General features: G+C 71.8%; 19 protein-coding genes and 2 pseudogenes. 10 read left to right on the forward strand and 11 right to left on the reverse strand.

Features of this window, described 5'->3' with window-relative positions:
- Positions 1 to 193: 193 nt before the first annotated feature.
- Positions 194 to 1189, reverse strand: coding sequence for an NADPH:quinone reductase (locus SCNRRL3882_RS35605; RefSeq protein ID WP_010045472.1), 996 nt, complete (start codon positions 1187 to 1189; stop codon positions 194 to 196).
- 214 nt (positions 1190 to 1403) lie between these two features.
- Here SCNRRL3882_RS35605 and SCNRRL3882_RS35610 point away from each other — a divergent pair, with 214 nt between their 5' ends.
- Complete coding sequence (locus tag SCNRRL3882_RS35610; protein ID WP_029181554.1) at positions 1404 to 2969, forward strand: class I adenylate-forming enzyme family protein; 1566 nt, start codon at positions 1404 to 1406, stop codon at positions 2967 to 2969.
- Between the two features lie 54 nt (positions 2970 to 3023).
- On the opposite strand, the gene SCNRRL3882_RS35615 is transcribed toward SCNRRL3882_RS35610, so the two are convergent.
- Complete coding sequence (locus SCNRRL3882_RS35615; protein WP_010045476.1) at positions 3024 to 5066, reverse strand: CocE/NonD family hydrolase; 2043 nt, start codon at positions 5064 to 5066, stop codon at positions 3024 to 3026.
- A 61-nt stretch (positions 5067 to 5127) separates the two neighbouring features.
- Positions 5128 to 6423, reverse strand: a complete 1296-nt coding sequence (locus SCNRRL3882_RS35620) for an ATP-grasp domain-containing protein (protein WP_010045478.1) — start codon at positions 6421 to 6423, stop codon at positions 5128 to 5130.
- 213 nt (positions 6424 to 6636) lie between these two features.
- Here SCNRRL3882_RS35620 and SCNRRL3882_RS35625 point away from each other — a divergent pair, with 213 nt between their 5' ends.
- Positions 6637 to 7542, forward strand: a complete 906-nt coding sequence (locus tag SCNRRL3882_RS35625; RefSeq protein WP_010045479.1) for an SDR family oxidoreductase — start codon at positions 6637 to 6639, stop codon at positions 7540 to 7542.
- A 7-nt stretch (positions 7543 to 7549) separates the two neighbouring features.
- Here SCNRRL3882_RS35625 and SCNRRL3882_RS35630 read toward each other — a convergent pair whose 3' ends face one another.
- Positions 7550 to 9958 (reverse strand): SpoIIE family protein phosphatase, encoded by a 2409-nt coding sequence (locus SCNRRL3882_RS35630; protein ID WP_010045481.1) that lies wholly within the window; start codon positions 9956 to 9958, stop codon positions 7550 to 7552.
- A gap of 97 nt (positions 9959 to 10055) precedes the next feature.
- Complete coding sequence (locus SCNRRL3882_RS35635) at positions 10056 to 10673, reverse strand: LysE family translocator (RefSeq protein WP_029181555.1); 618 nt, start codon at positions 10671 to 10673, stop codon at positions 10056 to 10058.
- Between the two features lie 111 nt (positions 10674 to 10784).
- On the opposite strand from SCNRRL3882_RS35635, the gene SCNRRL3882_RS35640 reads away from it, so the two are divergent.
- Positions 10785 to 11237 carry an Lrp/AsnC family transcriptional regulator gene (locus SCNRRL3882_RS35640; RefSeq protein WP_029181556.1) on the forward strand — a complete coding sequence of 151 codons (453 nt, stop codon included), beginning with the start codon at positions 10785 to 10787 and terminating at the stop codon, positions 11235 to 11237.
- 20 nt (positions 11238 to 11257) lie between these two features.
- Here SCNRRL3882_RS35640 and SCNRRL3882_RS35645 read toward each other — a convergent pair whose 3' ends face one another.
- The gene (locus SCNRRL3882_RS35645) at positions 11258 to 12208 is read right to left on the reverse strand and encodes a phosphotransferase family protein (protein ID WP_029181557.1); all 951 of its coding nucleotides are present in this window, start codon (positions 12206 to 12208) and stop codon (positions 11258 to 11260) included.
- 176 nt (positions 12209 to 12384) lie between these two features.
- On the opposite strand from SCNRRL3882_RS35645, the pseudogene SCNRRL3882_RS35650 reads away from it, so the two are divergent.
- From SCNRRL3882_RS35650 to SCNRRL3882_RS35660, 4 genes and pseudogenes are all read left to right on the forward strand, one after another.
- Positions 12385 to 13148, forward strand: a pseudogene (locus SCNRRL3882_RS35650) (alpha/beta fold hydrolase).
- A 196-nt stretch (positions 13149 to 13344) separates the two neighbouring features.
- Positions 13345 to 13545: pseudogene (locus SCNRRL3882_RS42000) on the forward strand (hypothetical protein); the annotation flags it as partial.
- Between the two features lie 47 nt (positions 13546 to 13592).
- Entirely contained in the window at positions 13593 to 14084 is a 492-nt protein-coding gene (locus SCNRRL3882_RS42005) for a helix-turn-helix domain-containing protein (protein ID WP_010045492.1), read from the forward strand.
- On the forward strand, positions 14030 to 14686 hold the full coding sequence (locus SCNRRL3882_RS35660; protein WP_010045495.1) for a DUF5701 family protein: 657 nt from the start codon (positions 14030 to 14032) through the stop codon (positions 14684 to 14686). The genes SCNRRL3882_RS42005 and SCNRRL3882_RS35660 overlap by 55 nt, the downstream gene beginning before the upstream one ends.
- A gap of 107 nt (positions 14687 to 14793) precedes the next feature.
- Here SCNRRL3882_RS35660 and SCNRRL3882_RS40585 read toward each other — a convergent pair whose 3' ends face one another.
- Positions 14794 to 15315, reverse strand: a complete 522-nt coding sequence (locus tag SCNRRL3882_RS40585) for a helix-turn-helix transcriptional regulator (protein ID WP_324604466.1) — start codon at positions 15313 to 15315, stop codon at positions 14794 to 14796.
- Between the two features lie 78 nt (positions 15316 to 15393).
- On the reverse strand, positions 15394 to 16890 hold the full coding sequence (gene proP, locus SCNRRL3882_RS35665; RefSeq protein ID WP_010045496.1) for a glycine betaine/L-proline transporter ProP: 1497 nt from the start codon (positions 16888 to 16890) through the stop codon (positions 15394 to 15396).
- Between the two features lie 219 nt (positions 16891 to 17109).
- On the opposite strand from proP, the gene SCNRRL3882_RS35670 reads away from it, so the two are divergent.
- Complete coding sequence (locus SCNRRL3882_RS35670; protein WP_010045497.1) at positions 17110 to 18618, forward strand: MFS transporter; 1509 nt, start codon at positions 17110 to 17112, stop codon at positions 18616 to 18618.
- Between the two features lie 58 nt (positions 18619 to 18676).
- On the opposite strand, the gene SCNRRL3882_RS35675 is transcribed toward SCNRRL3882_RS35670, so the two are convergent.
- Positions 18677 to 19177 carry an ATP-binding protein gene (locus tag SCNRRL3882_RS35675; protein ID WP_010045498.1) on the reverse strand — a complete coding sequence of 167 codons (501 nt, stop codon included), beginning with the start codon at positions 19175 to 19177 and terminating at the stop codon, positions 18677 to 18679.
- Between the two features lie 236 nt (positions 19178 to 19413).
- Here SCNRRL3882_RS35675 and SCNRRL3882_RS35680 point away from each other — a divergent pair, with 236 nt between their 5' ends.
- A complete protein-coding gene (locus tag SCNRRL3882_RS35680) occupies positions 19414 to 21156 on the forward strand; it encodes a SpoIIE family protein phosphatase (protein ID WP_010045499.1) in 1743 nt (580 codons plus the stop codon).
- Positions 21157 to 21193: 37 nt separating this feature from the next.
- Here SCNRRL3882_RS35680 and SCNRRL3882_RS35685 read toward each other — a convergent pair whose 3' ends face one another.
- Positions 21194 to 22201, reverse strand: a complete 1008-nt coding sequence (locus SCNRRL3882_RS35685; protein ID WP_029181558.1) for a zinc-dependent alcohol dehydrogenase — start codon at positions 22199 to 22201, stop codon at positions 21194 to 21196.
- A 103-nt stretch (positions 22202 to 22304) separates the two neighbouring features.
- On the opposite strand from SCNRRL3882_RS35685, the gene SCNRRL3882_RS35690 reads away from it, so the two are divergent.
- On the forward strand, positions 22305 to 24020 hold the full coding sequence (locus tag SCNRRL3882_RS35690; protein ID WP_010045501.1) for an IlvD/Edd family dehydratase: 1716 nt from the start codon (positions 22305 to 22307) through the stop codon (positions 24018 to 24020).
- 20 nt (positions 24021 to 24040) lie between these two features.
- On the opposite strand, the gene SCNRRL3882_RS35695 is transcribed toward SCNRRL3882_RS35690, so the two are convergent.
- Positions 24041 to 25252, reverse strand: a complete 1212-nt coding sequence (locus SCNRRL3882_RS35695; RefSeq protein WP_010045503.1) for a cytochrome P450 — start codon at positions 25250 to 25252, stop codon at positions 24041 to 24043.
- Positions 25253 to 25353: the final 101 nt, after the last annotated feature.

Here is a 25353-nt window from a genome sequence, read left to right on the forward strand (position 1 = left end):
TTCGGGAAGGCAGGCAAAACAACCCCCCGTGCAGATGTCCGTATCGCTCCGCAGCAATTCCGCAAGGCGCGGAAGGCCGATTCTGAGAAGGCCGATTGGCGACACGAGATTACTGTCGGGCGGTCCTGGAGTCAGCCCCTATCCGTCCCCTACGGGCAGGTCCCCACGGCAGGCCCCGCCCGGGGCCGCACCCCTATCGCAGGGCCCCGGCCCCCGGTGGGGTGAGGATGACGCGCCGCGCGTTCAGCTCACCGCGCTCCATGCGCCGGTGCGCCTCCGCCGCGGCGGCCAGCGGGAGCGTCTCGGTCCGCCGCGGCCGCAACAGCCCGTCCGCGAGCAGGGTGTTGATGACGTCGGCCGCTTCGGCCAGCTCCGTCACCCGCGCCCGGGAGATGACGAAGCCGACGATCGAGGCGTCCTTCATGTACATCTCGCCGGCCGGCAGGGCGGGCCGGGACGCGGCCCCAGCGAGCACCACGACCCGGCCGCGCGGCGCCAGCAGCGGCACCACCCGCTCCAGGTCGTTGCGGCCGGAGGTGTCGGTGTACAGGTCGATGCCGTCGGGTGCGGCCGCCCCCAGGAGTTCCCACTCCTCCTCGGCCCGGTGGTCCACGACCTCGGCTGCTCCCAGCCGGCGGCAGTACTCGGCGTCGCGGGGACGGGCGGTGGCCACGACCCGGGCCCCGGCCCACGCCGCCATCGCCACCAGCGCGCTTCCGACGTTCCCCGCCCCGCCGGCCACCACGACCGTCTCCCCTTTCCGCAGCCGGCCGTGGGTGAACAGCGCCAGGTGTGCCGTGGCCGCCGGATGCACCGTGGCGAGCGCGGCGTACGGGTCCACGCGGTCCGGCAGCCGGTACAGCCGGTCGGCCGGCACCACGGCCTGCTCGGCCGCGGCGCCCTGCCGGCCGCCGTGTCCCAGGCTGTTGCACCACACGCGCTCGCCGACCGCGAAGCCCCGCACGTCGCCGCCCGTCGCGGCCACCGTGCCGACCAGGTCGCGGCTGATGACGAACGGGAAGTCCATGGGCGTGCGGAACAGACCGGAACGCACGAAGGTGTCCACCGGGTTGACCGTGGTGCCGGCGACGTCGACAAGGACGTCCGCGGGTCCGGGGACCGGTGCGGGCACTTCGCTGTACCGGATGACGTCAGGGGGACCGAGTCGCTCGATGAAGGCTGCCTGCATGCGCCCAGAGTGGCGCAACCGTGCGAGCGGGTCCGTGGCGCCCGGGAATCTCTGTCACCTTCCGTGGAGACGGCCCCGCGCGACTTGACGAATTCACCGGACACTTCTTGAGGGCCGCGGAAAACACTGACACGCTCCCGGTCACTGAAGCCAGGCCGCTCTCTGCGGGCGATGCCGAAATACACCCCGAATCTGATGGTGGAAGCGTGACAGCATGATTCTGCAACGCATAGCGAACCGTGGTTTCCGGCTGGGGTCATTGTTCGAGCGGGCGGCGGCGCGTCATCCTTCGAATGTCCTCATCCTCGACCACGACCTCGACGTGGCCCCGCAGCTCGGCCGCCGGGCCACGATCGCCGAGGTCGCCGAGACCGTCGCCGACCTCGCCTCGCGGCTGTGGGCGGCGAAGGTCCGGCCGGGAGAGCGGGTCGTGGTCTACAAGTCGAACGCCTTCGACATCGTGCTGCTCGCCTGCGCGGTGGCGCGGGTCGGCGCGGTCCCCGTGCTGCTGTCGCCGAAGCTCGACGGCGACACCGTCGCGACACTGGTACGCCGGGCCGGCCGGCCCCACCTCGTCACCGACCAGGCCAAGCTGGAGCAGGAGCTGCCGGCCGACATCTTCGAGGTGAGCGAACGTGTCCTTGTCACCTCGGGCACCTTCGAGGGCACCGTCGACCTGCACGCCCTGGCCGGCTGCGAGCCCTTCGACGGCATCACCATGCCACCGGACCACCCCACACTGATCACGCACACCTCCGGCACCACCGGTACGCCCAAGCTGGCCGTGCACACCGGCCGCACCCTCCAGGCGCGCTACCGCCCTCAGGTCTCCGCGCTCGCCCCGATCGTCCGGGGGCGCGAGACGATCGCGGTACACGTGTCCTTCGTGCACTCCAGGATCTTCACCGCGCTGGCCATCTCCCTGTTCCGCGGCTTCCCGATCGTGATGATGGCCGACTCCGACCCCAAGCGCGCCGCCGACCTGTTCGCGCGGCTGCGGCCCGGCATCCTGGAGGCGCACCCCAACTCGTTCATGCACTGGGAGGAACTGGCGGACGACCCGCGCGGCCCGCTGCGCAACGTGAAACTCTTCAGCAGCACCTTCGACGCCATCCACCCGCGCACCGTGCACCGGCTGCTGAGGGCGACGCGCCGCCGCGCCCCGATGTTCGCCCAGTTGTACGGGCAGAGCGAGGTCGGCCCGGTGGTGGCCCGCTCCTTCTCCGCACGGCGCGCACCGGACGCCGACGGCCGCTGCGTCGGCATGGCCATCCCCGGTATGACCGAGGTACGGGTGGTGAGCCGCAACGGCATGCCGCCGTCCCCCGAACACCCGGGCTACATCGAGGTGCGCAGCGACGGCAGGATCGTCACCTACCTGGGCGAGCAGGACCGTTACGACCAGCAGGTCACCGACGGCTGGTGGCGGATGGGCGACGTCGGCTACCGCACGAAATGGGGGTGCGTGCACCTGCTCGACCGCGAGGTCGACCTCATCGAGGACTTCGGCAGCACCCTGGCCGTGGAGGACCAGCTCTTCGGGAAGCTGGACAACCTGCTGGAGGTCGTCATCGTGCCGGGCCGGGGCAACCTGGCCACGCCCATCGTCTGCACCAAGGACGACGTCCCCCTGGATCTGGAGGCGTGGCGCTCGGCGGTCGTCGGACTGCCGAAGATGGCCGACCCGGTGCAGTGGCGGCACGAGGACCTGCCCCAGACCGCGACCACCAAGATCAAGCGGCTGGAGCTGGCCCGTCTCCTCGCGGAACGGGCCGCCTGACCGCAGGAGTCGCGGTGGTAGCCCGCGACCTGCCGAGCTCGGGGTCTGGCGCCGCTACAGCAGGTCGCGCGGGATCTTCTCGTTCCAGGTGCGGGAGAACACCCGGCGGTCGGCCTCGTACGCGTCGAGGGTCGCGTCCACGAAGAAGTCCGTGTCGTCACAGGTCAGCTGGGTGTGCGTCACCACCCGTACGTCCCAGTCGTCCCGCTGGAAGCGCATGGTCCACGTGGACTCGCCGCTGACCGAGGTGAAGTCGTCGGCGACCGCCGTGTAGCGCTCGTGGGCGCGGCGCCCCGCCTCCAGGTTGATGTCCTCGAAGCGGACCGTGCCGCGGTCCTTCATGATGTCCAGCTCGGAGTGGTAGCCGATCAGGTCCCGCTTGACCTCCCAGCGCTCCTCGGGGGGCGTCACCTGGCTCGTGGCGAGCGGGGGAGTGCCCTCCGGTTCGCCGAAGGGGGACGCCGGCACCTCGTCCGGTTCGTCCACGGGCCGCACCGGGAGCGTGAGCGTGCTGGAGTGCTCGTGGACGCTCAGCAGGGCGGGCTTCGGCGGCGGCCAGGCCAGCGGCCAGTAGGACGTGGAGAGGGAGAGCCGGATGCGGTGGCCGGGCGGGAACGCCTGGGCCACTCCGTTCAGCGGGACGGTGGCGCGGTAGCGGCGGCCCGGCTCCAGCGGCTCGGGGGACTCCGTGCTGTCACGGCGGGTGAGGTTCAGGATGCCGTACGAGACACGGGTCGCGGAGCCGTCCGGGCTCACGTCGGAGAGCCGCGCGGCCACCATGGCGACCGGTTCGCTGACCGACAGGTCGAGTTCCACGGTCGGTGAGCCGAGGATCTCCAACTGCTTGGTCAGCGGCTCGGTGTCGAAGACGAGGGAACCGCCGTCCTCCTCCCGCTGGTCGTACGGCAGGTCCGGGGGCGCGTTGTAGGAGGCCCACTTGCCCGCGAACTGGCCCACGGACAGCGGCGACTGCACGGTCATCGCGTCACCGTCGGGGACGTCTTCCTCGCCCGCCGCCTCCCGCGGAGGTCCGATCGTGTGCCGGGTGAGCGGATGAACGGCCTGCCGGATGTGCGGAGAGGGCCATTCCGGCTCGCCGACCCAGCGGCCCGGCCGCTCCTCGTACGCGGTGGAGGGCGGCACGCTGTCCTGCATCCACGTCCGCAGCATGGGGCCGTCCATGACGCCGTTGTCGACGCCCTTGAGCCAGTGGTCCCACCACCGTACGAGCTCCTGGAGGTAGCCGATGGCGGGGCCGGGCTCCCCGAGGTGGGGGAACTTGTGCGACCAGGGGCCGATCAGCCCCTTGCGGGGCACGTCCAGGTGGCCGAGCAGCCGGGTCACGGCATTGGAGTAGCCGTCCGCCCAGCCGCTGGAGGCCAGGACCGGGCAGCGCACGCTCTTGTAGTCCTCGCACACCGAGGCGTGCCGCCAGTAGTCGTCCCGGCGCTGGTGGCGCAGCCACTGGAGGACCCAGGGTTCGGTGTTCTCCAGCCGCTCGTGCCACATCTCGCGCCAGCGGTCGCCGACCACGGCCGGGTCGGGCGGGCAGGTGCCGTAGGCGAACATCGTGCCCGCCTCGGCCAGGTTGTCCGACAGCAGGGCGCCGCCCATGTAGTGCATGTCGTCGGCGTGCCGGTCGTCGGTGAAGGAGGCGATGGCGATGGCCTTCAGTCCCGGCGGCTGCCGGGCCGCCACCTGGAGCGCCGCGAACGCGCCCCAGGAGATGCCCATCATGCCCGTGCCGCCGTCGCACCAGGGCTGCTCCGTCAGCCAGGCCAGGACCTCCTCCGCGTCCGCCTGCTCCCGCTCCAGGTACTCGTCCCGCAGCACGCCCTCCGAGTCGCCGGTGCCGCGCAGGTCGACGCGGACACAGGCGTAGCCGTGCCCCGCGAGGTACGGGTGGTGGATCGAGTCGCGTACGGCCGTGAGGTCGCGCTTGCGGTACGGGATGTACTCCAGCACCGCGGGCACCGGCTCCTGGTCCGACGAGGTGGGGCGCCAGATGTGCGCGGAGAGCCGGACCCCGTCGGACATCGGGATCGTGACGTGCTCTTCTTCCTTCGTCGCGTAGGGCAGGTTGGTCACGTAACGCATGGAACCCACGTGCTCCTCACTCTCGTGGGGTTTCACTCCGGCGGGGTTTTCCCGGAGGGTTTCACTCCGGAGGGGCTTCGTCGAAGGCGAGGCCGAGCGCCGCCACGCAGTGGTCGAACTTCTCCCGCAGCTCCTTCTCGTCGGCACCGCCGGTGAAGATGTGCGCCAACTCGTAGCTGTAGCTGTCCTGTCCGGGCAGTTCCGAGAGCCGGGTGCCCTCCTCGGGGACCACCTCGATGCGCACGCCCGGCGTTTCCCGCTCGATGCGGGCGATCTCCTCGCGCCCGGGCACCCGGCGCACCACGCCGTCGGTGAACCAGCGGTGGTACCACTTCGCCGCCATCGCGTACGGGCCCTCGCGGTGCGGCATGCGCGGGTCCTCGCCGAGCGCGAGGCGGACCATGCAGTGGTGGTTGGGGACGCCGTCGACGTACTGGAACAGCTCCGCGTGCGACTGGGAGTGCCGGGGGTTGATCTCCAGCAGGCTGATCGACTGTGTCCGGGGGTCGTAGAAGTACTCGATGCTGAAGGTGGCCGAGTCCATTCCGATCTGCCGCATCACCCGCTCCGAGACGTCGTGGAGCTCCGCGATGACCGCCGGTGGCAGCGACGAGGGGTACTGGTGGCGCAGGAAGCAGGGGGAGTCCGGGTACTGGATGGAATCCAGGACCCCGTAGACCGTCACCTCGCCCCGGTGGACGTAGCCCTCCACGGCGACCTGGACGCCGGACATCGCTTCCTCGGCCAGACAGACCCGGCCGCCGACACCGTCCATCTCCGGCGGCAGGTCGATGCGTTCGAGGATGTGCTCGAAGGGGCGGCCGATGCGGGAGATGCCGTCGCGGATCTCGGTCACGGCCTTGCGGAACTCCTCTTCGTCATCGACTCCGAAGGCGAGTTCGGACGAGTAGGAGAGCGCCGGCTTCACCCACATCGGGAAGGTCACGTTCTCGGGCGGGCGAGGCGGCTCGGCCGACAGGTCGACCCTGTCGAAGGCCGGGTGCCGGTCGGTCGCCTTCTGCTGCTCAAGACGGCTCCAGTACTTGTGCTCGCACTTGACCACCGACTCCAGGCTGGTGCTCCGCGTTCCGTAGCGTTGGCTCAGCATCGGCACGAGGGTGCTGACCGGGAAGTCCCAGTAGCCGACGATGGCGTCGATGCTGCCGTCGAAGGCGTCCAGCACCTCCCGGGCCTTGTCGAACAGCGTGGGCAGGTGCACCTCGCCGACCTGGAGTTCCTCCACGGTCAGCAGTTGGTGAAAGCGCAGCCGGTCAGCTCCGGGAACCTCCCGCAGCGTCGGCAGATTGGCCTCGTCGAGCCCGATCACGAAGACGTTCTTCACCGTCTCGTCAGACACGGATCTCCTTCCGGACAGCAGGCCCTCCCGCCGGGCCTTCCAAGATCGACTGAGTACCCCTTGCGGGTGCGGCCATGCCGGTCGGCGCCGACGCTCGTCCGCGACCACGGGGAACATGTCCGCCGCCGTTGTGGGCACCCCGTGCGGGGAAGCAACGGCGTGGCCCGAGGTGAGCGGCCGTGCCGTGGACGACACCGGCGAAAGGAGCAGCCCGTGCAGCCCGAGCAGGAACAGACCGCACCGCAGGTCGTGTCCGAGCCCGACCCGCCCTACGACTCCGACAAGCAGCAACGCCCCGGGCTCGAGGCCGACATGCGCACCGCGCCGCGCTACCGGGCGAGCCGCTACCGGGCCAGCGGGAAGCTGGAGGGCAAGGTGGCGCTGATCACCGGCGGCGACTCGGGCATCGGCCGGGCGGTGGCGTTGCTGTACGCGCGGGAGGGCGCCGACGTCGCCCTCGTCCACCTGCCCGAGGAGCAGGTGGACGCGGAGCGGGTCCGGCGCGAGGTGGAGGAGCAGGGCCGGCGCTGCCTGCTGCTGCCCGGCGACCTCAGCGACCCGGAGTTCTGCCGTGAGGCCGTCGAGCGGACCGCGGCGGAACTCGGCGGGCTGAACATCCTGGTGAGCAACGCCGCGTACCTCAACAGCAAGCTCGAACTCGACCAGTTGACCGCCGAGGACTTCGACCGGACGTTCAAGACGAACGTCTACGCGTTCTTCCACCTGCTCATGGCGGCGCTGCCCCATCTGGAGCCCGGCGACGCGGTCATCGCCACCGCGACCGAAGAGGCGCTCAAGGGCAGTACGACGATGATCGACTACGCGGCGTCCAAGGCGGCGCTGATCACCCTGACCAAGTCCGTCGCCGTGCACCTGGCCAAGCGCGGCGTGCGCGCGAACGTGGTCGCGCCGGGCCCGACCTGGACGCCGCTCAACGAGGCGGACCCGAACATGCCGCCGGACGGGCTCGCCCACATCGGCAGCGAGGCCCCGCTCGAACGCGCGGCCCAGCCGGAGGAGATCGCACCTACGTACGTCTACCTCGCCTCCGACGCCGACTCCAGCTACACGGTCGGCGAGGTCATCGCGGTGACCGGCGGCATCGTCGACACCCGCTAGCCGCAGGTCAGAAGGACCGCTCCGTGGGCAGCGGTTGTTCCGCCCAGATGGTCTTGCCCGTCGGGGTCTGGCGGCTGCCCCAGCGTTCGGAGAGCTGGGCGACGAGCAGCAGTCCTCGTCCGCCCTCGTCGAAGACGCGCGCCCGGCGCAGGTGGGGTGCGGTGCTGCTGCCGTCGGACACCTCGCAGATGAGGGCCGAATCGCGGATCAGCCGCAGCTCGATGGGGGAGCCGCCGTACCGCAGCGCGTTGGTGACCAGCTCACTGACGATGAGTTCCGTGGTGAACTCCGCCTCCGCCAGCCCCCAGGCGGCCAGTTGCCCGGCCGCCACCTTGCGGGCCCGGGCCACGGCCGTGGGTTCGGGCGGCAGTTGCCAGGTGCGCACCTTCCCGGCGCCGAGCGCGGCGGTACGGGCCAGCATCAGCACGATGTCGTCGGCGGGACGGCCGGTCAGCACCGCGCGCAGCACCTGCTCACAGGTCTCCTCGAGCGCCTCGGCAGGCCGGCCGAGCGCCTCGCGGAGCAGGGTGAGCCCGACGTCCACGTCGTGGTCGGGGGCCTTGACCAACCCGTCGGTGTAGAGAGCGAGGAGGCTGTTCTCCTCCAGCTCCACCTCGACGGCTTCGAACGGCAGGCCTCCCAGGCCCAGCGGTGGCCCGGCCGGCAGATCGAGGAACCGTACGGCGCCGCCGGGCGTGACCAGAGCGGGCGGCGGATGCCCCGCCCGGGCCATCGTGCAGCGGCGGGACACCGGGTCGTACACGGCGTACAGGCAGGTGGCGCCGACCTGCCCCGACGCCTCCGCCGCCTGCCCGCGCACCTCCGGGCCCTCTTCCCGGTCGATCCGGACGACGAGATCGTCCAGCTGGGTGAGCAGCTCGTCGGGGGCGAGATCGACGTCCGCGAGCGTCCGCACGGCGGTCCGCAGCCGGCCCATCGTGGCCGAGGCGTGGATGCCGTGTCCCACCACGTCGCCCACGACCAGGGCGACCCGGGTGCCGGACAGCGGGATCACGTCGAACCAGTCGCCCCCGATGTCCGCTCCGGAACCGGCCGGCAGATAGCGGTAGGCGACCTGCATCGCCGCCAGGTCCGGCGGCCGGTCGGGCAGGAGGCTGCGCTGGAGCGCCAGCGCCGTCCGGCGCTCCCGGGTGTAGCGGCGGGCGTTGTCCACGCTCACCGCCGCCCTGGCGACGATCTCCTCCGCGAGCAGCAGGTCGTCCTCGCTGAAGGGCTCCGGCGTGCGGTGCCGCAGGAAGTGCACCAGCCCCAGGGTCACCCAGCGGGCGCGCAGCGGCACCATCATCACCGAGTGGATCATGTACCTGCCCACCGACCTCGCGCGGGCCGGGGAGGACCTGATCCACTCCCGCAGCCCCGGATCCCCCGGCCGGTGCCGGGAGCCCCGGCCTGCGACCAGCGTCCGCACCGGCAGCGTGCCGACGGGGTACAGCGTGGTGTCACCCGAGGCGACCACCGACTCCGGGCAGCTCTCCAGCACCGACCGCTGGGCGGTGCGCCGCACGGTGACCGGCGCGTCCAGCGGCACCGGTTCCGGCTCGTCGCCCAGGGCCACGGACTCCAGCAGGTCCACGGTGACGAAGTCCGCGAACCCTCTCACCGCCACCTCGGCCAGCTCCTCGGCCGTCCGGGTCACGTCCAGGGTGCTCCCGATGCGCAGGCTCGCGTCGTTGAGCACCGCCAGCCGGCGGCGGGCCCAGTACTGCTCCGTGGTGTCGAACACGGTCGCGGACATGCCCTGCACCGCGCCGGTCTCGTCCGTCAGCGGCGACATGAACATCGACCAGGCATGGTGCCGGGTCTCGCCCGGGGCCTGGCCGTGCTCCTCGTGGAAGATCATCTCGCCGGTGCGCAGGACCTCGCGCTGCAGGCGGTCGTACTCGTCGAAGGGCGGGCTGGGCTCGATCTCCCGGAGCGTCAGGCCCTTCATCTCCTCCTCGGACCGGCCCATCACCCGGGTCATGATCTCGTTGGCGGCCACGAGTCGGGCCTCACGGTCGTAGACCGCCACCGGCACGGGGAGCTGTGCGAGCGTGAGGTCCCACAGGGTCAGGGCTCCGTGTCCGGCCCGCCGCGCCGTGTGCGCCGGTGCGGTGCCGGTGACGAGCCAGAGCCGCCCGCGGTCCGCGTCCAGCATCGGAGTGCCCTGCAGCCGGACCACGACCCGGTCGCCGTCCCGGTGCCGAAGCGCCACCTCACCGGCCCAGCGCTGCCCGTCGGCCACGTGACGTCGCGTGGAGCCGGGCAGGTCGGCGGCGAGCAGGCGGGTGACGGCCCGGCCCACGATCTCGTCGGGTTCGTATCCGAGCAGCCGTCGAGCACCGTCGCTCCACACCGTGATCACCCCACGGGCGTCGACGACGACCGCCAAGTCCTCCGGTACGCGTTCCTGCACGGTGCCTCCGGATGTGACGCCCCTGCCGCTTCCCCGGTCATCATCTCAGGAAGGGCCGCCGGTGACCCCTTGCCGGCTTCCCGGAGCGCGCGCGTCGTCAGCAGGCCAGGCGTTCCACCAGCAGGAAGCCGCCGATGGCGATCATCATCGCGCCGGAGACGCGGGTGACCGCCCGGGCCGCCGAGGGTCTGGTCCTCAGGACGGTGCGGGCCAGGACTCCGACGGTGAGGTAGACGACGGCGCAGGCGGTCATGTGCAGCGTGCCGAGCAGGCCGGTCTGCGTGGCGACCGGCCAGCCTCCCGCGGGGTCGATGAACTGCGGGAACAGCGAGAAGTACAGCAGCAACGCCTTCGGGTTCAGGCCGCTGATCCCGGCGCCCCTGAGCATGATCCGCAAGCGGGAGGAGCCCACCTCGCCCTCGGGGGCCGTCAGGACGGCAGGCTGCCTCAGCACGCCGCACCCGAGCCACACCAGGTAGCCGGCCCCGGCCACGGTCAGCGCGGTGAGCAGGGTCGCCGAGTTCGCCACGATCACCACCAGGCCCGCGACCGCGAGCAGGGTGTATCCCGCGTATCCGGCTATCAGCCCGGCGACCGCCGGGACGACCGACCGGCCCCGGATGCCCGCGGTGATCGCGTAGGCCCAGTCCGCGCCGGGGGTGAACACCAGCAGCAGATCCACTGCCAGAAATGCCGCCAGCGTCGTCGTATCCATGGATCGGTCCCTCTCACGTGCCGTGTCGCGAGAGGAAGGCTAGGTCGGATCAGCCCGAAAGTGTTCCCTTGTTTACTCCTTGATCCCGCCTTCTGGGGCAGAATCTTCTGCATGGATGCCCTTGACCGGAAAATTCTTACCGAGCTCCAGTTGGACGGCCGTCTCACGGTCACCGAGCTGGCCGCCCGAGTGAAACTGAGCGTTTCGCCCTGCCACCGCCGCCTGCGCGACCTCGAACGCGAGGGCGCCATCCGCGGTTACCGGGCGGTCGTGGATCCGGCCGCCGTGGGCCTCAATTTCGAGGCCCTCGTCTTCGTCACCCTGCGCTGGGAGGACGCCGACACCGTCTCCGCGTTCGAAGAAGGCGTGACCGCCGTCCCGCACGTACTCCAGGCGCAGCGCCTGTTCGGCGACCCCGACTACCTCCTGCGCGTCGCCACCACCGACCTGGCCGCCTTCCAGCAGCTCTACGACCGGCAGCTCGCCCGACTGCCCGGCGTCCTGCGCCTGAACTCCACCCTCGTCATGAAGCACGTCGTCGACGACCGGCCCCTGCCCGAGTGAGCGCAGCCGCCGCCCCTCGCTCAGCCGTCCAGACCGCCGGCGAACGGCATCGTCCGCCACTGTTCGACGGCTGGCTTCAACGCCTCAACCAGCAGGGGCAGTTGCGGCGCGAGCGCGAGGCACGCCACCGCGCGGGACATGCCCACGGCGTTGACGACGCGCAGCACACCCTCGTCCAGCCGGCGCAGGCCCCGGCGCTCGGCGGCCGTGTTGTAGGCGGCCTCGCACGCGGGGCCCAGAGCCGCCAGGTCCCACTCGACCGGCCCGAACGTGGTCAGCTCGAAGTCGGAGTACAGCTCGCCGCCCCGGGCGGAGACGATGTTGGCCGCGGGGGAGTCCCCGTGGACGGGCTGGAACTCGATGCCGGGGAACGCCGCCTCGAACGCCGCGCGTGAGCTGATGACGGGCTCCAGGACGTCCCACTCGCGCCGGGCGCGGTCGAGGTCGGCCGGGTCCAGCAGGTCGGGCCGTCCTTCGAGTGCGGCAAGTCCCTCGGACACGAACCGTGGTTCCGCCGCCGACAGGAACGGCAGCTCACCCGGGTACGAGCGCAGCGCGGCGTGCAGGCCGGCGACCAGTCCGGCGTTGTGCACGTAGTCGGGCTCCACGCTCCGGTCCAGCTCGACGAACTGCCAGAACGTCATCGAGAAACCGTCCCGCAGCACGGGCTCCCGCGGCACGAGCGGACTCGGTGGAACCACCGGGTGCCCCTGGTCCGCGAGCCACCCCACCACATCGAGCTCCAGCCGCTGCTGCGCCGCCTGGGACTCGGGACCGGAGTACGAGGGCAGGACGGTCGGCACCCGCACCACCACGGGCGACGGAGCCAGATGCACCACGACGGAGAACACGTCGTGGAGCACCCTCGCGTCGGTCACCGCGAGCCCCAGATCACGACCCGCGGCGACGGCCGCCGCGAGAGCACGTGACGTGCGGGCGTCGATCTGATCAGACGTCAAGAACCCATCCATACCGAGAATGCTGTCACGCCGGTCTCGGCGGTGCGACGGATTAACGATCTCCGGAGGCATGCTCCCGCGCGCCCCCGGTCAAGAACCGGTGCGCTGCCCGGCAACCGGCCGTACGGCCCCGGGCCTAGCGTGGCCGGGTCCCGTCACCAGCCACCCGGAAACGAGGAAGCCAGCGCATGCCGTACATCACCGTGGGCCAGGAGAACTCCACCGCCATAGACCTGTACTACGAGGACCACGGATCCGGACAGCCGGCTACCGCGTGATCACCTACGACCGGCGCGGTTTCGGGCAGTCCTCCCAGCCGACGACCGGCTACGACTACGACACCTTCGCCGCCGACCTGAACACCGTGATGGACACCCTCGACCTGCAAGGCGCTGTCCTCGTCGGGTTCTCGACGGGCGCCGGCGAAGTCGCCCGGTACGTGTCCGCCCACGGCTCCGGCCGGGTCGCCAAGGTCGCCTTCCTCGCCTCGCTGGAGCCCTGCCTGCTCAAGTCCGACGACAACCCGCAGGGGGTCGCCCCGAAGGAGTTCTTCGACGGGATCGTCGCGGCCGTCAAGGCGGACCGCCACGCGTACTACACCGACTTCCACAAGGACTTCTACAACCTCGACGAGAACCTCGGCACCCGGATCAGCGAGGAGGCCGTCCGCAACAGCTGGAACGTCGCTGCGGGCGGCGGGTTCTTAGCGGCGGCCGCCGCGCCGTCGACCTGGTACACCGACTTCCGGGCCGACATCCCGGCGATCGACGTGCCGGCCCTGATCCTGCACGGCACGGGCGACCGCATCCTGCCCGTGGACGGCACCGCCAGGCAGTTCCACAAGGCTCTTCCGGCCGCCGACTACGTCGAGATCGAGGGCGCCCCGCACGGTCTGTTGTGGACCCACGCGGAGGAGGTCGACTCGGCCCTGCTCGCCTTCCTGGAGAAGTGAGCCGGATTCTTCCTCCGGTTCTTCCTGGACCGCCGAGGGCCGGGATGGTGACATCGTCAAGGCCGGCAGCGTACGAACCTGCCGGCCTTGATGATGCCCACCAGCTGGGCTCCTGAGGGACGGCAAGCAGCACCTCATCCTCACCCCTCAGCAGCGGGGCACCGCCCTCAAGGAGCAGGACGGCAGGGAGGCGCGGATCGGGCCGGGCGACTTCTCCCTCTCCGACTCCTCCCGGCTGTTCCGGAAGACAGTGCCGAGCGACTTCGCCTTCACCTCCTTCCACTTCCCCCGCACCGACCTCCGCGTGCGCGACGAGGATCTGCGGGCGGTGACCGCCACGGCGTTCTCCGGACAGGAGGGCAGTGCCGCACTCGTGGCGACGTACTTCGCGCGCCTGGCCCGCGAAGCGCCGAGCCTGCGCCGGAGACCGCCGCGGCCACCCTCGTGCGCGTCAAGGACCACATCCTGCGCAACCTCTCCGACCCGGGCCTGTCACCGTCCGACATCGCCGCCGCGCATTTCATGTCGGTCCGCTATCTGCACAAACTGTTCGAGCTCGAGCGCGTGACGGTCGGGGAGTGGATCCGCACGCAGCGGCTGGAGCGGTGCCGCAGGGACCTTCTGCGCTCCCCGGCACTCGGGTACGGGGTCGCGGCCGTCGCCCGGCGCTGGGATTTCGTGAGCCCCAGCCATTTCAGCAGCGCCTTCCGCGCCGCCTACGGTGTGACGCCGCGCGAGTGGCAGACGAACGGCCTGTCCGGCGACGGGCAGAACGGAGGTGAGGACCGGCAGTACGGAGGTGAGGGCGAAAGGGAAGGAACGCCTCCGCCAACCGGCTCGTTGCACGGGAGTTCACCCACGTCACCGACCATGGGAGCATCGTGCCCGACACCACGCCCGGCCCGTCCACCCTCCTCCCCGCACTCCCGCCCCTGAGCGCGCAGGCCGAGTTGCTGATCGAGCTGGGGGTGCACGAGATCGCCGGGCTGTCCGCCGGCGAGATCCGTGACTTCGCCGCCGAGACCGACAGCGAGGGCGCCCTGCTGGCCGTGCACCCGGACAGAGCCCCCGCCTCCGCCGTCGCGCCGCTGCTGCGCCGCGACGGCAAACCGGGCTTCGTCGTCGTCGACATGCCCGACGTCGACGCGTTCACGCCCTGCGCCGTAGAACTGCCCGACGCCCCGCTCTACGTCGTCACCGGCCTCGATCGCGGTGACCACATGGGCAACTGGAGCCCGGACGAGGCACTGCCCGCCCTCACCAAGGAGGACCGCACCCCGCTGCTGCTCACCGAGGGCATCCACTGGGTGCTCCAGCAGCCGGAAGCCCTGGAGCGCAACCGCTGCTTCATGACCATCGGGTCCCGGCTGCGCAAGACCGACGGCAGCCTGGACGCCCGCACCCCGGCGATCTGGATCAGCAACGGCACCGGGCGCGACGGCCGCGAGCGCCGCAACGCCCCGAAGGTCGGCTGGTGCTGGTGGAACAACCGGCACACGTGGCTGGGCTTCGCCTCCACGACGGGCCGCAGGCCCTGAGGGGCCGTCACTGCCCGAACCGGGTGGGTGGTGCGGGCCGGCCCGCGGTCAGGGCGGCGAGGCCGGCCGCGCCTCGTCCCGGACGTCCGCGGGCAGGCGGTCTTCCATCACGTTCCCGGCCGTCCCGGCGAGACGCAGCGCGCGGGTGGCCGCCGCCACGCCTCGTCGTGTCTGCGCGCACCGCCGCCACCGCCTCGTCGTGTCGCGCACAGGCCCAGTACGCCCCCGCCAAATAGTTGCGATGGGTCGCCTCCAGCCCCGCGTCGCCCAGCGCGGCGCCGGCCGCGGCGGCACGCTCGTAGACCTCGACCCAGTGGCCCAGGACACCCAGTGGTCGGAGAACCAGTGCATGGCCTCCGCGGCCTCGACGACCCGGGCGTGCTCGCCGGACGTCGCCGCCTCGCGGAACACTCGGCGGGCTGGGCGCCGGGCGAGCCGCGCGGGCGGCCGCGAGGAGTCGCGCGTGTGCCGCCTCGTCCAGGTCCAGGCCCTGGGAGAGGGCGGTGATGGTGCCTCGGTGCGGACGCCGGCTCCGCCCGCTCCATGTCGCCGATGGCACGCCCCGACACCCCCGGTGCCTCGGCCAGTTCCTCGGTCGTCAGCCGACGGTTGTGCCGCAACTCCCGCAACAGCCGCCCGAACGGCTCCGAGAGCCCCCTCCTGTGCCCACCGCGCGATGATGCGTCCGGTCGGCGGGCGCAGGAGGGTCAGAACCTGGGGCGGGGGGCCTGCTCCTCGACGATCTTCGCGGCCTCGGCCTCCGTCTCCACGGACGGCGGGGAACCGGCCAGGGGCTTGTTGGCGGTCTCCTTCATGCACAGGACGGCGATGACGCCGATGACCGCGGCCCCCGTGGAGTAGTAGGCCGGCATGAGGGTCGAGTCGAAGGCGCTGATCAAGGCGGTGATCACCAGGGGAGTCGTGCCGCCGAAGATCGACGTGGCCAGGTTGTAGGCGACCGAGAGGGAGCCGTACCGGACGTGGGTGGGGAAGATCGCCGGGAGCGCCGCCGACATCGTGCCGAGCATCATCACCAGGGAGAGCCCCAAGAGCAGCAGCCCCAGGGCGATCAGGGCGACACTGCCCTGCCGGACGAGCAGGAAGGACGGCAGGGACAGCAGGAGGAACCCGAGCATCCCCGCCATCAGCAGCGGCCTGCGCCCGAAGCGGTCCGACAGCCGCCCGACCTGGTTGATGACGCACATCTGGAGCACCATCACGATCAGCAGGATCAGCAGCCCGTGATTGGTCCCGTACCCCAGCTCGTCGGACAGGTACGTCGGCATGTACGACAGCAGCATGTAGTCGGTGATGTTGTACGCCGCGACCAGCGCGAGGCACAGCAGCAGCGGCCGCCAGTACCGGGTGAAGATCTTGCCGAGGTCGGCTGCGGCCGAGGTCTCCACGGCCTCGGCCGCCTCGCTCGCCTTGACCTGGCCGCCCTCCAGCTTCTGGAAGGCGGGCGTCTCGTCCAGCTTCAGCCGCAGGTAGAGGCCGATGAAGCCGAGCGGGGCCGCGACCAGGAAGGGGATGCGCCAGCCCCACGCCAGCATCTGGTCGTCGCTGAGGAGGGTCTGCAGGACGACGACGAGACCGGAGGCCCCGACGTAGCCGGCGAGCGTGCCCAGCTCCAGGAAGCTGCCGAAGAAGCCGCGCCGCTTGTCGGGCGCGTACTCCGCGATGAACGTCGAGGCGCCCCCGTACTCCCCGCCGGTCGAGAAGCCCTGCACCAGCCGGAAGAAGATCAGCAGGGCCGGGGCCCACAGACCGATGACGGCGTGCGAGGGGACCAGGCCGATGGCGAAGGTCCCCACCGCCATCATGATCATGGTGAGGGAGAGGATGCGCTTGCGGCCGACCTTGTCGCCGAGCGGCCCGAACACCATGCCGCCGAGCGGTCGTACGAGGAACGCCACCGCGAACGTCGCGAAGGAGCTGAGCAGCTGGGCGGTGTCGTTCCCGGAGGGGAAGAACACCTTCCCGATGGTCGAGGCCAGATAGCTGTAGATGCCGAAGTCGTACCACTCCATCGCGTTGCCGAGGGCGGCCGCCTTCGTGGCGCGCTTGACGGCCGCCTCGTCGGTCACGGTGATGTCGCTGCGGCGCAGCTTCGGGTGGCGTCGTTTCTCGATCGCCCGGAACAGCACCCGGTGTCGTCTCACGGCTGCGGGATCCACCGACTCGTCGTTGTCGGGCGCCGTCATTACGTCGTTCCTTTCGCCGGTCGTCTGTCCCAACCACCACGCCTGCACAGATCTCGCGCGCTCAAACGAACCCCTTCGCGCGGCGCCCGGATGACTACCGAGGGTCATGACCGGGTGCTTTCGGTGAGATCCGCGCCGCATGCCGGCTGCGGTGTGTCCGGTGCCCCCGAAGGGGAACTTGATTCGCCGCGGTGCCCACCCGGGTGAGAGGAGCCCCACGTGACAGCGTCAGCGGCGGGCGACCGGAACCAGGGCGCACCGGAGGCCGGCTACGAGCCGGATCCGCGCCGGTGGCGGGCCCTGTGGGTCACCCTGGTGGCCGGCTTCATGAGCCTGCTGGACGTCTCGATCGTGGTGGTCGCCCTGCCCTCCGTCCAGCGCGGCCTGGACGCCTCTCCCGCGCAGGTGCAGTGGGTGGTGTCCGGATACGCCCTCGCCTTCGCTCTCGCGCTCGTCACCGCCGGCCGTCTCGGAGACGCGCTGGACCGGCGCCGCATCTTCCTGCTGGCCCTCAGCTGCTTCGTGCTCTTCAGCGTGGCCTGCGGGGCGGCCCCCGGCATCACGCTGCTGGTGGTGGCCCGCCTCGCCCAGGGCCTGGCGGCCGGGTTCATGGCCCCCCAGAACTCCGCGCTGATCCAGCAGATGTTCCGCGGTGCCGAACGCGGCCGGGCCTTCGGCTTCTTCGGCGCCACCGTCGGCGTATCGTCCGCAGTCGGCCCGCTCGCCGGCGGCATGATCCTCGCCCTGGCCTCCGGCGACCAGGGCTGGCGGTGGATCTTCTACGTCAACGTGCCCATCGGGATCCTCGCCGTCCTCCTCGGGCGCCGTCTGCTGCCCCGCACCCGGCGGTCCGGTCGGCAGCACGTGGACCTGCCCGGCGTCCTGCTCCTCGGCGCCGGCGTCCTCGCGCTGATGTTTCCGCTGGTCCAGGCGGGCTCCGGTGGTCTCGGCCGGCTGTGGTGGATGTTCCCCGCCGGGGCCGCGATCCTCTTCGGCTTCACCCGGTGGCAGCGTCGCCTCGTCGAGCGGGACAGCCCGCCGCTGCTCGATCCGCGGCTGTTCACCACCGTGCGCGGCTACGCCGTCGGCGCCGGCGTCGGCACCCTCTACTTCATCGGCTTCAGCGGCGTCTGGCTGGTCTTCGCGCTCTTCTACCAGGACGGCCTGGGCTTCTCCCCGCTCCGGTCCGGCCTCGCCGTGACTCCCTTCGCCCTCGGCTCGGCCTGCGGGGCCGCGGTCGCCGGCCGGCTGGTGGACCGGCTCGGCCGCATGCTCACCGTGGGCGGCCTCACGGCCGTGATCGCCGGTCTGGGCGGTACCGCGCTGCTGCTGCGCTTCGCGCCCCTCGACATCGCGCCCTGGGCCGCCGCGCCGGTGCTGTTCCTCGGCGGCGTCGGCAGCGGCTGCGTGATCTCACCGAACATCACCATGACGCTGCGCGACGTGCCCGTGCGCATGGCGGGCGCGGCGGGCGGCGCCCTGCAGACCGGGCAGCGGCTCGGCGCGGCGGTGGGCACCGCCGCCCTGCCCGGCCTCTTCTACCTGGTGCTCGACGGCGGCGACTACCGCAGCGCCCTCGCCACCGCGCTGGGCGCCGCCCTCCTCGGCATGCTCGCCTCCCTGGCCCTCGCGACGTCCGACTGGAGGCGCGACCGGCGGACGCGGCAGCAGCACGGGAAGTGCCCGGAGGACGTCGCCAACAGCCCCATACACGCCCGGCAGAACTGATCCCGCGGCGCGCCCGGCCGGGGACCGGCACCACCCCGGCCGAGTACCGGGCCCGGGCTCAGCCGGCGGCCAGTACGGTCCTATCGGCACCGGCGTTCACGTGGTCGTTCGGAGCCAGCCGCAGATAGGCCGTGATCTGCTTCCCCCTGGCGCGGGGCGCCACGGCGACCCGGTCGCTGACCGTGTGCACCAGCCGCAGTCCATGGCCGCCGACGCGGAACCGGTCGCCCTTCTGCACCGCGGGCTGCTCCGCCGAGGTGTCCCGCACGGTGATGGCCAGCTTTCCCCGGAACAGCCGCAGGATCAGCTCGCAGGGCCCGGGAGCATGCCGGATGGCATTGGTGACCAGTTCGCTGACGACGAGTTCGGCATCCATGGCCAGAGAGGCCGGAATCAGGGCGGGGGCGGGGTGCGGGCCGTGGGCGAGGAAGGCGCGCAGGGCCAGACGCGCGTCGACGGCGCTTGCCGCGCCGTCCGCCCACGCCGCGCCGAAGCGCAGCGTGGCGTGCTCGTCCGCGCCCGGCCGATCTGCCGCCTGCTTCCCAAGCGGGAGGACCATACGGAGGCTCTTTCGTTGTGTTCGCCCCTGCCGGGGCGGCTCTGTCGCCCTGCGTTTACCCGGGTGCGCACCACACATACCAGGGCAACCTCCGGGCGTTCCCGGGCTGCTCCGAGCGGCGGCAGCCACATGGGGCTGGATTCGCCGCCACGGGGCACACGGGGAACGCCGGAGGGCCTCCCGCGGAAGACGAGCCGACAGCCGGCAGGGCGGCCGATCAGCAAGGAGGCGACGACATGGCAGGGCCGGACCGCACGGAGACTGCCGCACAGCAGTCCGTGGCCGCACTCGACACCTCGCTGACCCGAAGGCTGGACGCCATCGGAACCGGGGCCTACGTCGTGGACGAGGAGGGCCGCATCCTCGCGGTCAACACCCGCGCCCGGGACGTACTGGCCCGGACCGCCGAGGACCTGCTCGGGCACGACGCGCACGACCTGCTGCACCGGGACGCCCACGGGCAGCCGCTGCCCAGGCACCGGTGCGGAATGCGGCAGGCCTTCCACGCCGGGCGGACCGCCCAGGCCGACGAGGACTACTTCGCCCGCGGAGACGGTTCCCTGCTGCCCATCGCCTGGCTGCTCACCCCGTACGACATCGGGGACGACGGACCCGGCACGCTCGTGCTCTTCCACACCGTCGGACCCACCCCGGGAACCGCCCCGGAGCCGGAGCCGACGGCCGGGCCGTTGCGGGAGCTGGAACGGCTGGCCCTGCTGGCCGACGCCACCACACGGCTGACCTCCACCCTCGACGTGGACGAGGCGCTGGAACGACTGGTGGGCCTGGTCGTGCCCCGGCTGGCCGACTGGGTGATCATCGATCTGATCACCGAGCACGACGAAGTCTGGCGTACCGCGGTCGTCCACGCCGAAGGCGGCACCCTGGTGCGCCGGGACGACCTCCAGGGCCCGATGCCGCCCGTCCCGGAGGCGTCCCCGATGCCCCTGTCCAGAGCTCTGCGCGGCGTGGCCTCCACGGTGGCCGGGCCCGACACCTACCAGCGTGAACCGGACTCCGGCATCGCGGTCGAGCAACGCCGGCTGTTCGACATCACCGGCATGCACTCGGCGGCCATCGCGCCCATCCGCAGCACACGCGCGGTCCTGGGAGCCCTGACCCTCGGCCGGGCCGAGGACCCGGTCGCCTTCACCCCCGCCGACCTCCCGCTGGTCGAGGACATCGCACGCCGGGCCGGCCTCGCCCTGGACAACGCCCGCCTGTACCAGCGCCAGCGCAAGGTCGCCGAGACCATGCAGAACCATCTGCTGCCCCAGATGCCGGGTGTTCCGGGCCTGCAGATGACCGTCCGCTACCTCCCCGCACCCGACGCCTCACAGGTCGGCGGCGACTGGTACGACGCCTTCCCCATGTCCGACGGATCCACCGCCCTGGCCGTCGGGGACGTCGTCGGGCACGACCTGGAGGCGGCGGCCGGCATGGCGCAGGTGCGCAACATGCTCCGCGCCTACGCCTGGTCCCAGCACGAACCGCCCAGCCGGATCGTCACACGGCTCGACGAGGCGCTCCAGCACATCACCGACGTCGACATGGCCACGATGATCTTCGCCCGGATCGAGGCGTCGGACGGCGACGGCCAGTGGCAGCTGTCCTGGACCAACGCGGGCCACCCGCCACCCTTGCTGATCAGCCGCGACGGCCTGGCGCGCTACCTCACCGACGGCCACGGCATCGTCCTGGGCACCGGGTCCGGCTCCCCGCGCCCCGACGCCACGACCCTGCTCGCGCCCGGATCCACCCTCGTGCTGTACACCGACGGCCTCATCGAAGCACCCGGCCACAGCCTCGACGAGGGCCTGAACCGGCTGAGCCGGCACGCCGCCGCCCTCGCCCACCGCCCCCTGTCCTCCTTCACCGACCACCTGCTGCGCCGCGTCCGCCCCGCCGACAACGAGGACGACGTCGCCCTCCTGGCCCTGCGCACACCCTCCGCCACGGCACGGGCCGGCAGTCGCTGAGCCGACGGTGATCCGGTGGTGGCTCGCCGTCGGACCCTCAGGGGTCGACCTGGATCTTGGGGCCGGGCCCGGAGCCGGCCGGGCGCTCGCCGGCGAGGACGGGGCCCACTTCGTCGAGGCCCACGGTGGCGGCGACCAGTGGCCTGGGGTCGACCGATCCGGCGGCGTACGCCCGGATGGTGGCGTCGAGGCCGGGGGAGGCGGACAGGACACCTGTCGCGGTCACGTCCTTGAGGACGAGCGTGCGGGTGTCGATCCTGCTGGGCTCGCCGGCCAGCCCGATGTACACGAGGCGGCCCCCGGGTTCGACCAGCTCCAGGGCCAGCCCCGGCAGCGAGGTGGCGTTCGAGGCGTCGACGACCGCGTCGAAGGGCACGTCCGGCACGGACTCCTCCGTCCACACGTGCTCGAAGCCCAGGGAGCGGGCGAAGGCGAGGGAGCTCTCGGTCGCGCCCATGAGGTGCACCTCGGCACCGGCCGCGCGCAGGAACATCGCCACCAGCAGCCCGATCGTCCCCGGGCCCAGGACCAGGGCGCGGTCCCCGGGCGCCGGCGCGGCGGCCCGAGCGGCGCGCAGGGCGTTGCCGCCGGGCTCGACGAGCGCGCCGAGCACGGCGTCGACGGAGTCGGGCAGGGCGTGCAACGAGGAGGCGGGTACGGCGAGTTGCTCCGCCAGCGCCCCGGGCCGGTCGCCGCGTATGCCGACCTCCCGCCGCTGCTCGCACACATGCTGACGGCCGCGCAGACAGCGGCGGCAGGTGCCGCAGCCGAGCATGGTGTCGCCCATGACCCGGCGGCCGAGCCAGGCGGGATCGACACCGTCACCGACGGCCGCCACACGCCCGGCCCACTCGTGACCCGGCCGCATAGGGTAGGCGGAGTGGCCTTGGTGGAGGTAGGCCATCGCGCCGGTGAAGAACTCCGCGTCCGTGCCGCACACACCGACCCGCTCGACGTCGACGACGACCTCACCGGGGCCGGCCACCGGTGCCGGGAGCTCCTGGACCTCGTACGCGCCGGGGCCGGTCAGGACGAACGCGCGCATCACCGGACGGCGCACGGTCGGGGATGTCGCTCGCCCGACCGTCTGCCTATGCTTCATGACGTTCCGGAATCTAGACCGCTGTTCCGTCTATGGGAAGGGCTCCATGGAGAGACTCCGCAGCGCGCAGTGGTACGAGGGACAGGACCGCAACGCCTACATCCACCGGGCATGGATGCGGCGCGGCGTGCCCGGTGACGCGTTCACCGGCCGGCCGCAGATCGCCATCGCCAACACCGCCTCGGACCTGACTCCTTGCAACGCGCATCTGAACGAGGTCGCGGCCTCGGTGCGCAACGGCGTGTACGAGGCGGGCGGCATCCCGCTGGACCTGCCGGTGGTGTCGCTGGGTGAGACGCAGGTGCGGCCCACCGCCATGCTGTGGCGGAACATGGCCGCGATGGCCACGGAGGAGATGCTGCGGGCCAACCCCGTCGACGGCGTCGTCCTGCTCGGCGGCTGCGACAAGACGATCCCCTCGCTGCTCATGGCCGCGGCCTCGGTGGACCTGCCCGCGGTGGTGGTCCCCGGCGGGCCGATGCTCAACGGCACCTTCCGCGGCGGACTGCTGGGCTGCGGCACCGGCGTGTGGCAGCTGTCGGAGGAGGTCCGCGCGGGCACGCTCTCCCAGGAACAGTTCACCCGCTCCGAGTCGGCGATGATCCGCAGCCGCGGCCACTGCAACACGATGGGCACGGCCTCGACGATGGCGCTCGTGGCGGAGGCGCTCGGCACGGTCGTCCCCGGGACGGCCGGGACACCCGCCCCCGACAGCCGGCTGCTGGAGGCCGCGCACCACGCCGGCCGGCTGGCGGTGGACATGGTGGGCGCCGACCGGCGGCCCGCGACGTTCCTGACCGAGGCGTCCTTCCGCAACGCGATCGTCGCGCTCGCGGCCATCGGCGGCTCGACCAACGCCGTCGTCCATCTCCTGGCCATCGCCGGCCGGTTGGGCATCGACCTGTCGCTCGACGACTTCGACCGCATCGGCTCCCGCGTGCCGGTCCTGGTGGACCTCCAGCCGGCCGGCCGCTTCCTCATGGAGGACTTCCACCGCGCCGGTGGCCTGCTCGCCGTCCTGCGCGAGGTCCGCGATCTGCTCGACCCCGACGCGCTGACCGTCACCGGCGGACCGCTCGCCGCCTACCTCGACGACGCCGAGATCTGGGACGGCGAGGTCATCCGCACCCGCGACCGGCCGCTGGTCGCCGAGGGCGGCATCGCCGTCCTGCGCGGCAACCTCGCACCCGACGGCGCGCTCGTCAAACCGGCCGCCGCCTCCCCGCACCTGCTCCGGCACCGGGGCCGGGCCGTCGTCTTCGACAGCATCGAGGACTTCCGCGCCCGCATCGACGACCCGGACCTCGATGTCGACGCCGACTCCGTCCTGGTGCTGCGCGGCTGCGGCCCCAGGGGATACCCGGGCATGCCCGAGGTCGCCAACATGCCCCTGCCGAAGAAGCTCCTCGCCCAGGGCGTCCGGGACATGGTCCGGGTCTGCGACGGCCGGATGAGCGGCACCGCGTACGGCACGGTCGTCCTGCACGTGGCCCCCGAGGCCGCGGCCGGCGGCCCCCTCGCCCTCGTCCGGACCGGGGACTTCATCACCCTCGACGTCGCGGCCCGCCGTATCGACGTCGACGTGCCGGACGCCGAACTCGCCCGCAGGGCCCCCGACAAGGCCACGGTCGCCGGCTTCGCCGCTCCCCGGCGCGGCTGGGAACGCCTCTACGTCGACCACGTCCGCCAGGCCGACACCGGAGCCGACCTCGACTTCCTCGTCGGCTCCAGCGGCTCCGAGGTGAGCCGTGAGTCGCACTGACACCAGGTCGCCCCGGGGCATCACCACGTCACGGGCAGCTCCGTGACGCCACCGGTGAGGGTGGTGCGCACCTCCAGCTCGTCCAGCTCCTTGGCGAGCCGCAGCCCGGGCAGACGGCGGGCCAGCGTGGCGAACACGATGCGCAACTCCACCCGGGCCAGGCTCGCGCCGATGCAGAAGTGCACGCCGTGGCCGAATCCGAGGTGCGTGCGCTCGGGGCGGTCGGGGTCGAAGGTCTCGGCGTCCGTGTAGACGGAGGCGTCGCGGTTGGCGGAGTTGACCGACAGGACCACGGCGTCGCCGCGCCGGATGGTGACGCCCGCGACGTCGACGTCGGTGTGCGCGTACCGCAGCAGCCCGAGGTCGCCGGGCGCGCCCAGGCGCATGATCTCCTCGACGGTGGCGTTGACCCGGCCGTCGGGGTCGGCGGTCAGCGCCTGCCACTGGTCGAGGCGCGTGAGCAGGAAGAGTGTGCCCAGGCCGATGCGGTTGACCGTGGTCTCGTGGCCGGCGAACAGCAGCCCGACGCAGAGCTGGATCATGTCGGCGTAGTCGTAGTCCGCGTCGGTGCTCTGCGCGCGGACGAGGTCGGAGATCACGTCCTCGCCCGGCCGCGCGCGCTTGGTCTCGGCGAGTCGGGTCATGTACGCGTTGAACTCGTCCCGCGCCCGGTGGGCCTCGTCGCCGATGGCGTAGTCGGACATGCGGTTCGACAGCGACGCGAAGAGCTCACGGTCGCTCTCGGGCACCCCGAGCAGCCGGCAGATGACCGCGACCGGCACCGGGAAGGCCAGCCCGGCGTGGAGGTCTACGACCCGGTCGGGGGCGGCGGCGTGGTCGGTGACCAGCCGGTCTACGCAACGGTCGACCAGGTGCTGGACGTGGTCGGAGAGCATCCGCATCCGCTTGGCCGAGAACGCCGGGGTCAGCAGCCGGCGCATCCGCGTGTGGTCGGCCTCCTCGGTGTCGTAGTTGCCCGTGGGGCCGTCCAGGACCGCGGCTGACGTCAGACGTGACGCCCGGTCCGGGTCGGGGTGGGAGCGGCCGAGTCGCTTGTCGCCGAGCAGGTCGCGCACCTCCTCGAAGCGGGTGACCAGCCAGGCGGGGTCACCGGCCGGTGTGGTGACCGGCGTGACCGGCGCCTCGCGGCGCAGTACGTCGTACAGAGGCGCGAGGTCGAGAACGTTCGGCCTCGGGAAGGGCAGTTGCTGACGCTCGGCGGTAACGCTCATGGCGCTCCTCCTGTGATCTCCACATGCGATCTTCGAGCCGCCCCGACCGTAGCAGTTTGTTGGCAGTGACTGTCATTAAAGTTTCGGCCAGTCGTCTCCCC

It is taken from the genome of Streptomyces chartreusis NRRL 3882, assembly GCF_900236475.1.
Classification (GTDB): Bacteria; Actinomycetota; Actinomycetes; order Streptomycetales; family Streptomycetaceae; genus Streptomyces; species Streptomyces chartreusis_D.

Coding starts and splice junctions, on each gene's coding strand:
- SCNRRL3882_RS35610 (WP_029181554.1), top strand. CDS start 1,404: ATGATTCTGCAACGCATAGCGAACCGTGGTTTCCGGCTGGGGTCATTG.
- SCNRRL3882_RS35615 (WP_010045476.1), bottom strand. CDS start 5,066: ATGCGTTACGTGACCAACCTGCCCTACGCGACGAAGGAAGAAGAGCAC.
- SCNRRL3882_RS35640 (WP_029181556.1), top strand. CDS start 10,785: ATGGATGCCCTTGACCGGAAAATTCTTACCGAGCTCCAGTTGGACGGC.
- SCNRRL3882_RS35645 (WP_029181557.1), bottom strand. CDS start 12,208: ATGGATGGGTTCTTGACGTCTGATCAGATCGACGCCCGCACGTCACGT.
- proP (WP_010045496.1), bottom strand. CDS start 16,890: ATGACGGCGCCCGACAACGACGAGTCGGTGGATCCCGCAGCCGTGAGA.
- SCNRRL3882_RS35690 (WP_010045501.1), top strand. CDS start 22,305: ATGGAGAGACTCCGCAGCGCGCAGTGGTACGAGGGACAGGACCGCAAC.
- SCNRRL3882_RS35605 (WP_010045472.1), bottom strand. CDS start 1,189: ATGCAGGCAGCCTTCATCGAGCGACTCGGTCCCCCTGACGTCATCCGG.
- SCNRRL3882_RS35675 (WP_010045498.1), bottom strand. CDS start 19,177: ATGGTCCTCCCGCTTGGGAAGCAGGCGGCAGATCGGCCGGGCGCGGAC.
- SCNRRL3882_RS35685 (WP_029181558.1), bottom strand. CDS start 22,201: ATGCGCGCGTTCGTCCTGACCGGCCCCGGCGCGTACGAGGTCCAGGAG.
- SCNRRL3882_RS35695 (WP_010045503.1), bottom strand. CDS start 25,252: ATGAGCGTTACCGCCGAGCGTCAGCAACTGCCCTTCCCGAGGCCGAAC.
- SCNRRL3882_RS35635 (WP_029181555.1), bottom strand. CDS start 10,673: ATGGATACGACGACGCTGGCGGCATTTCTGGCAGTGGATCTGCTGCTG.
- SCNRRL3882_RS35680 (WP_010045499.1), top strand. CDS start 19,414: ATGGCAGGGCCGGACCGCACGGAGACTGCCGCACAGCAGTCCGTGGCC.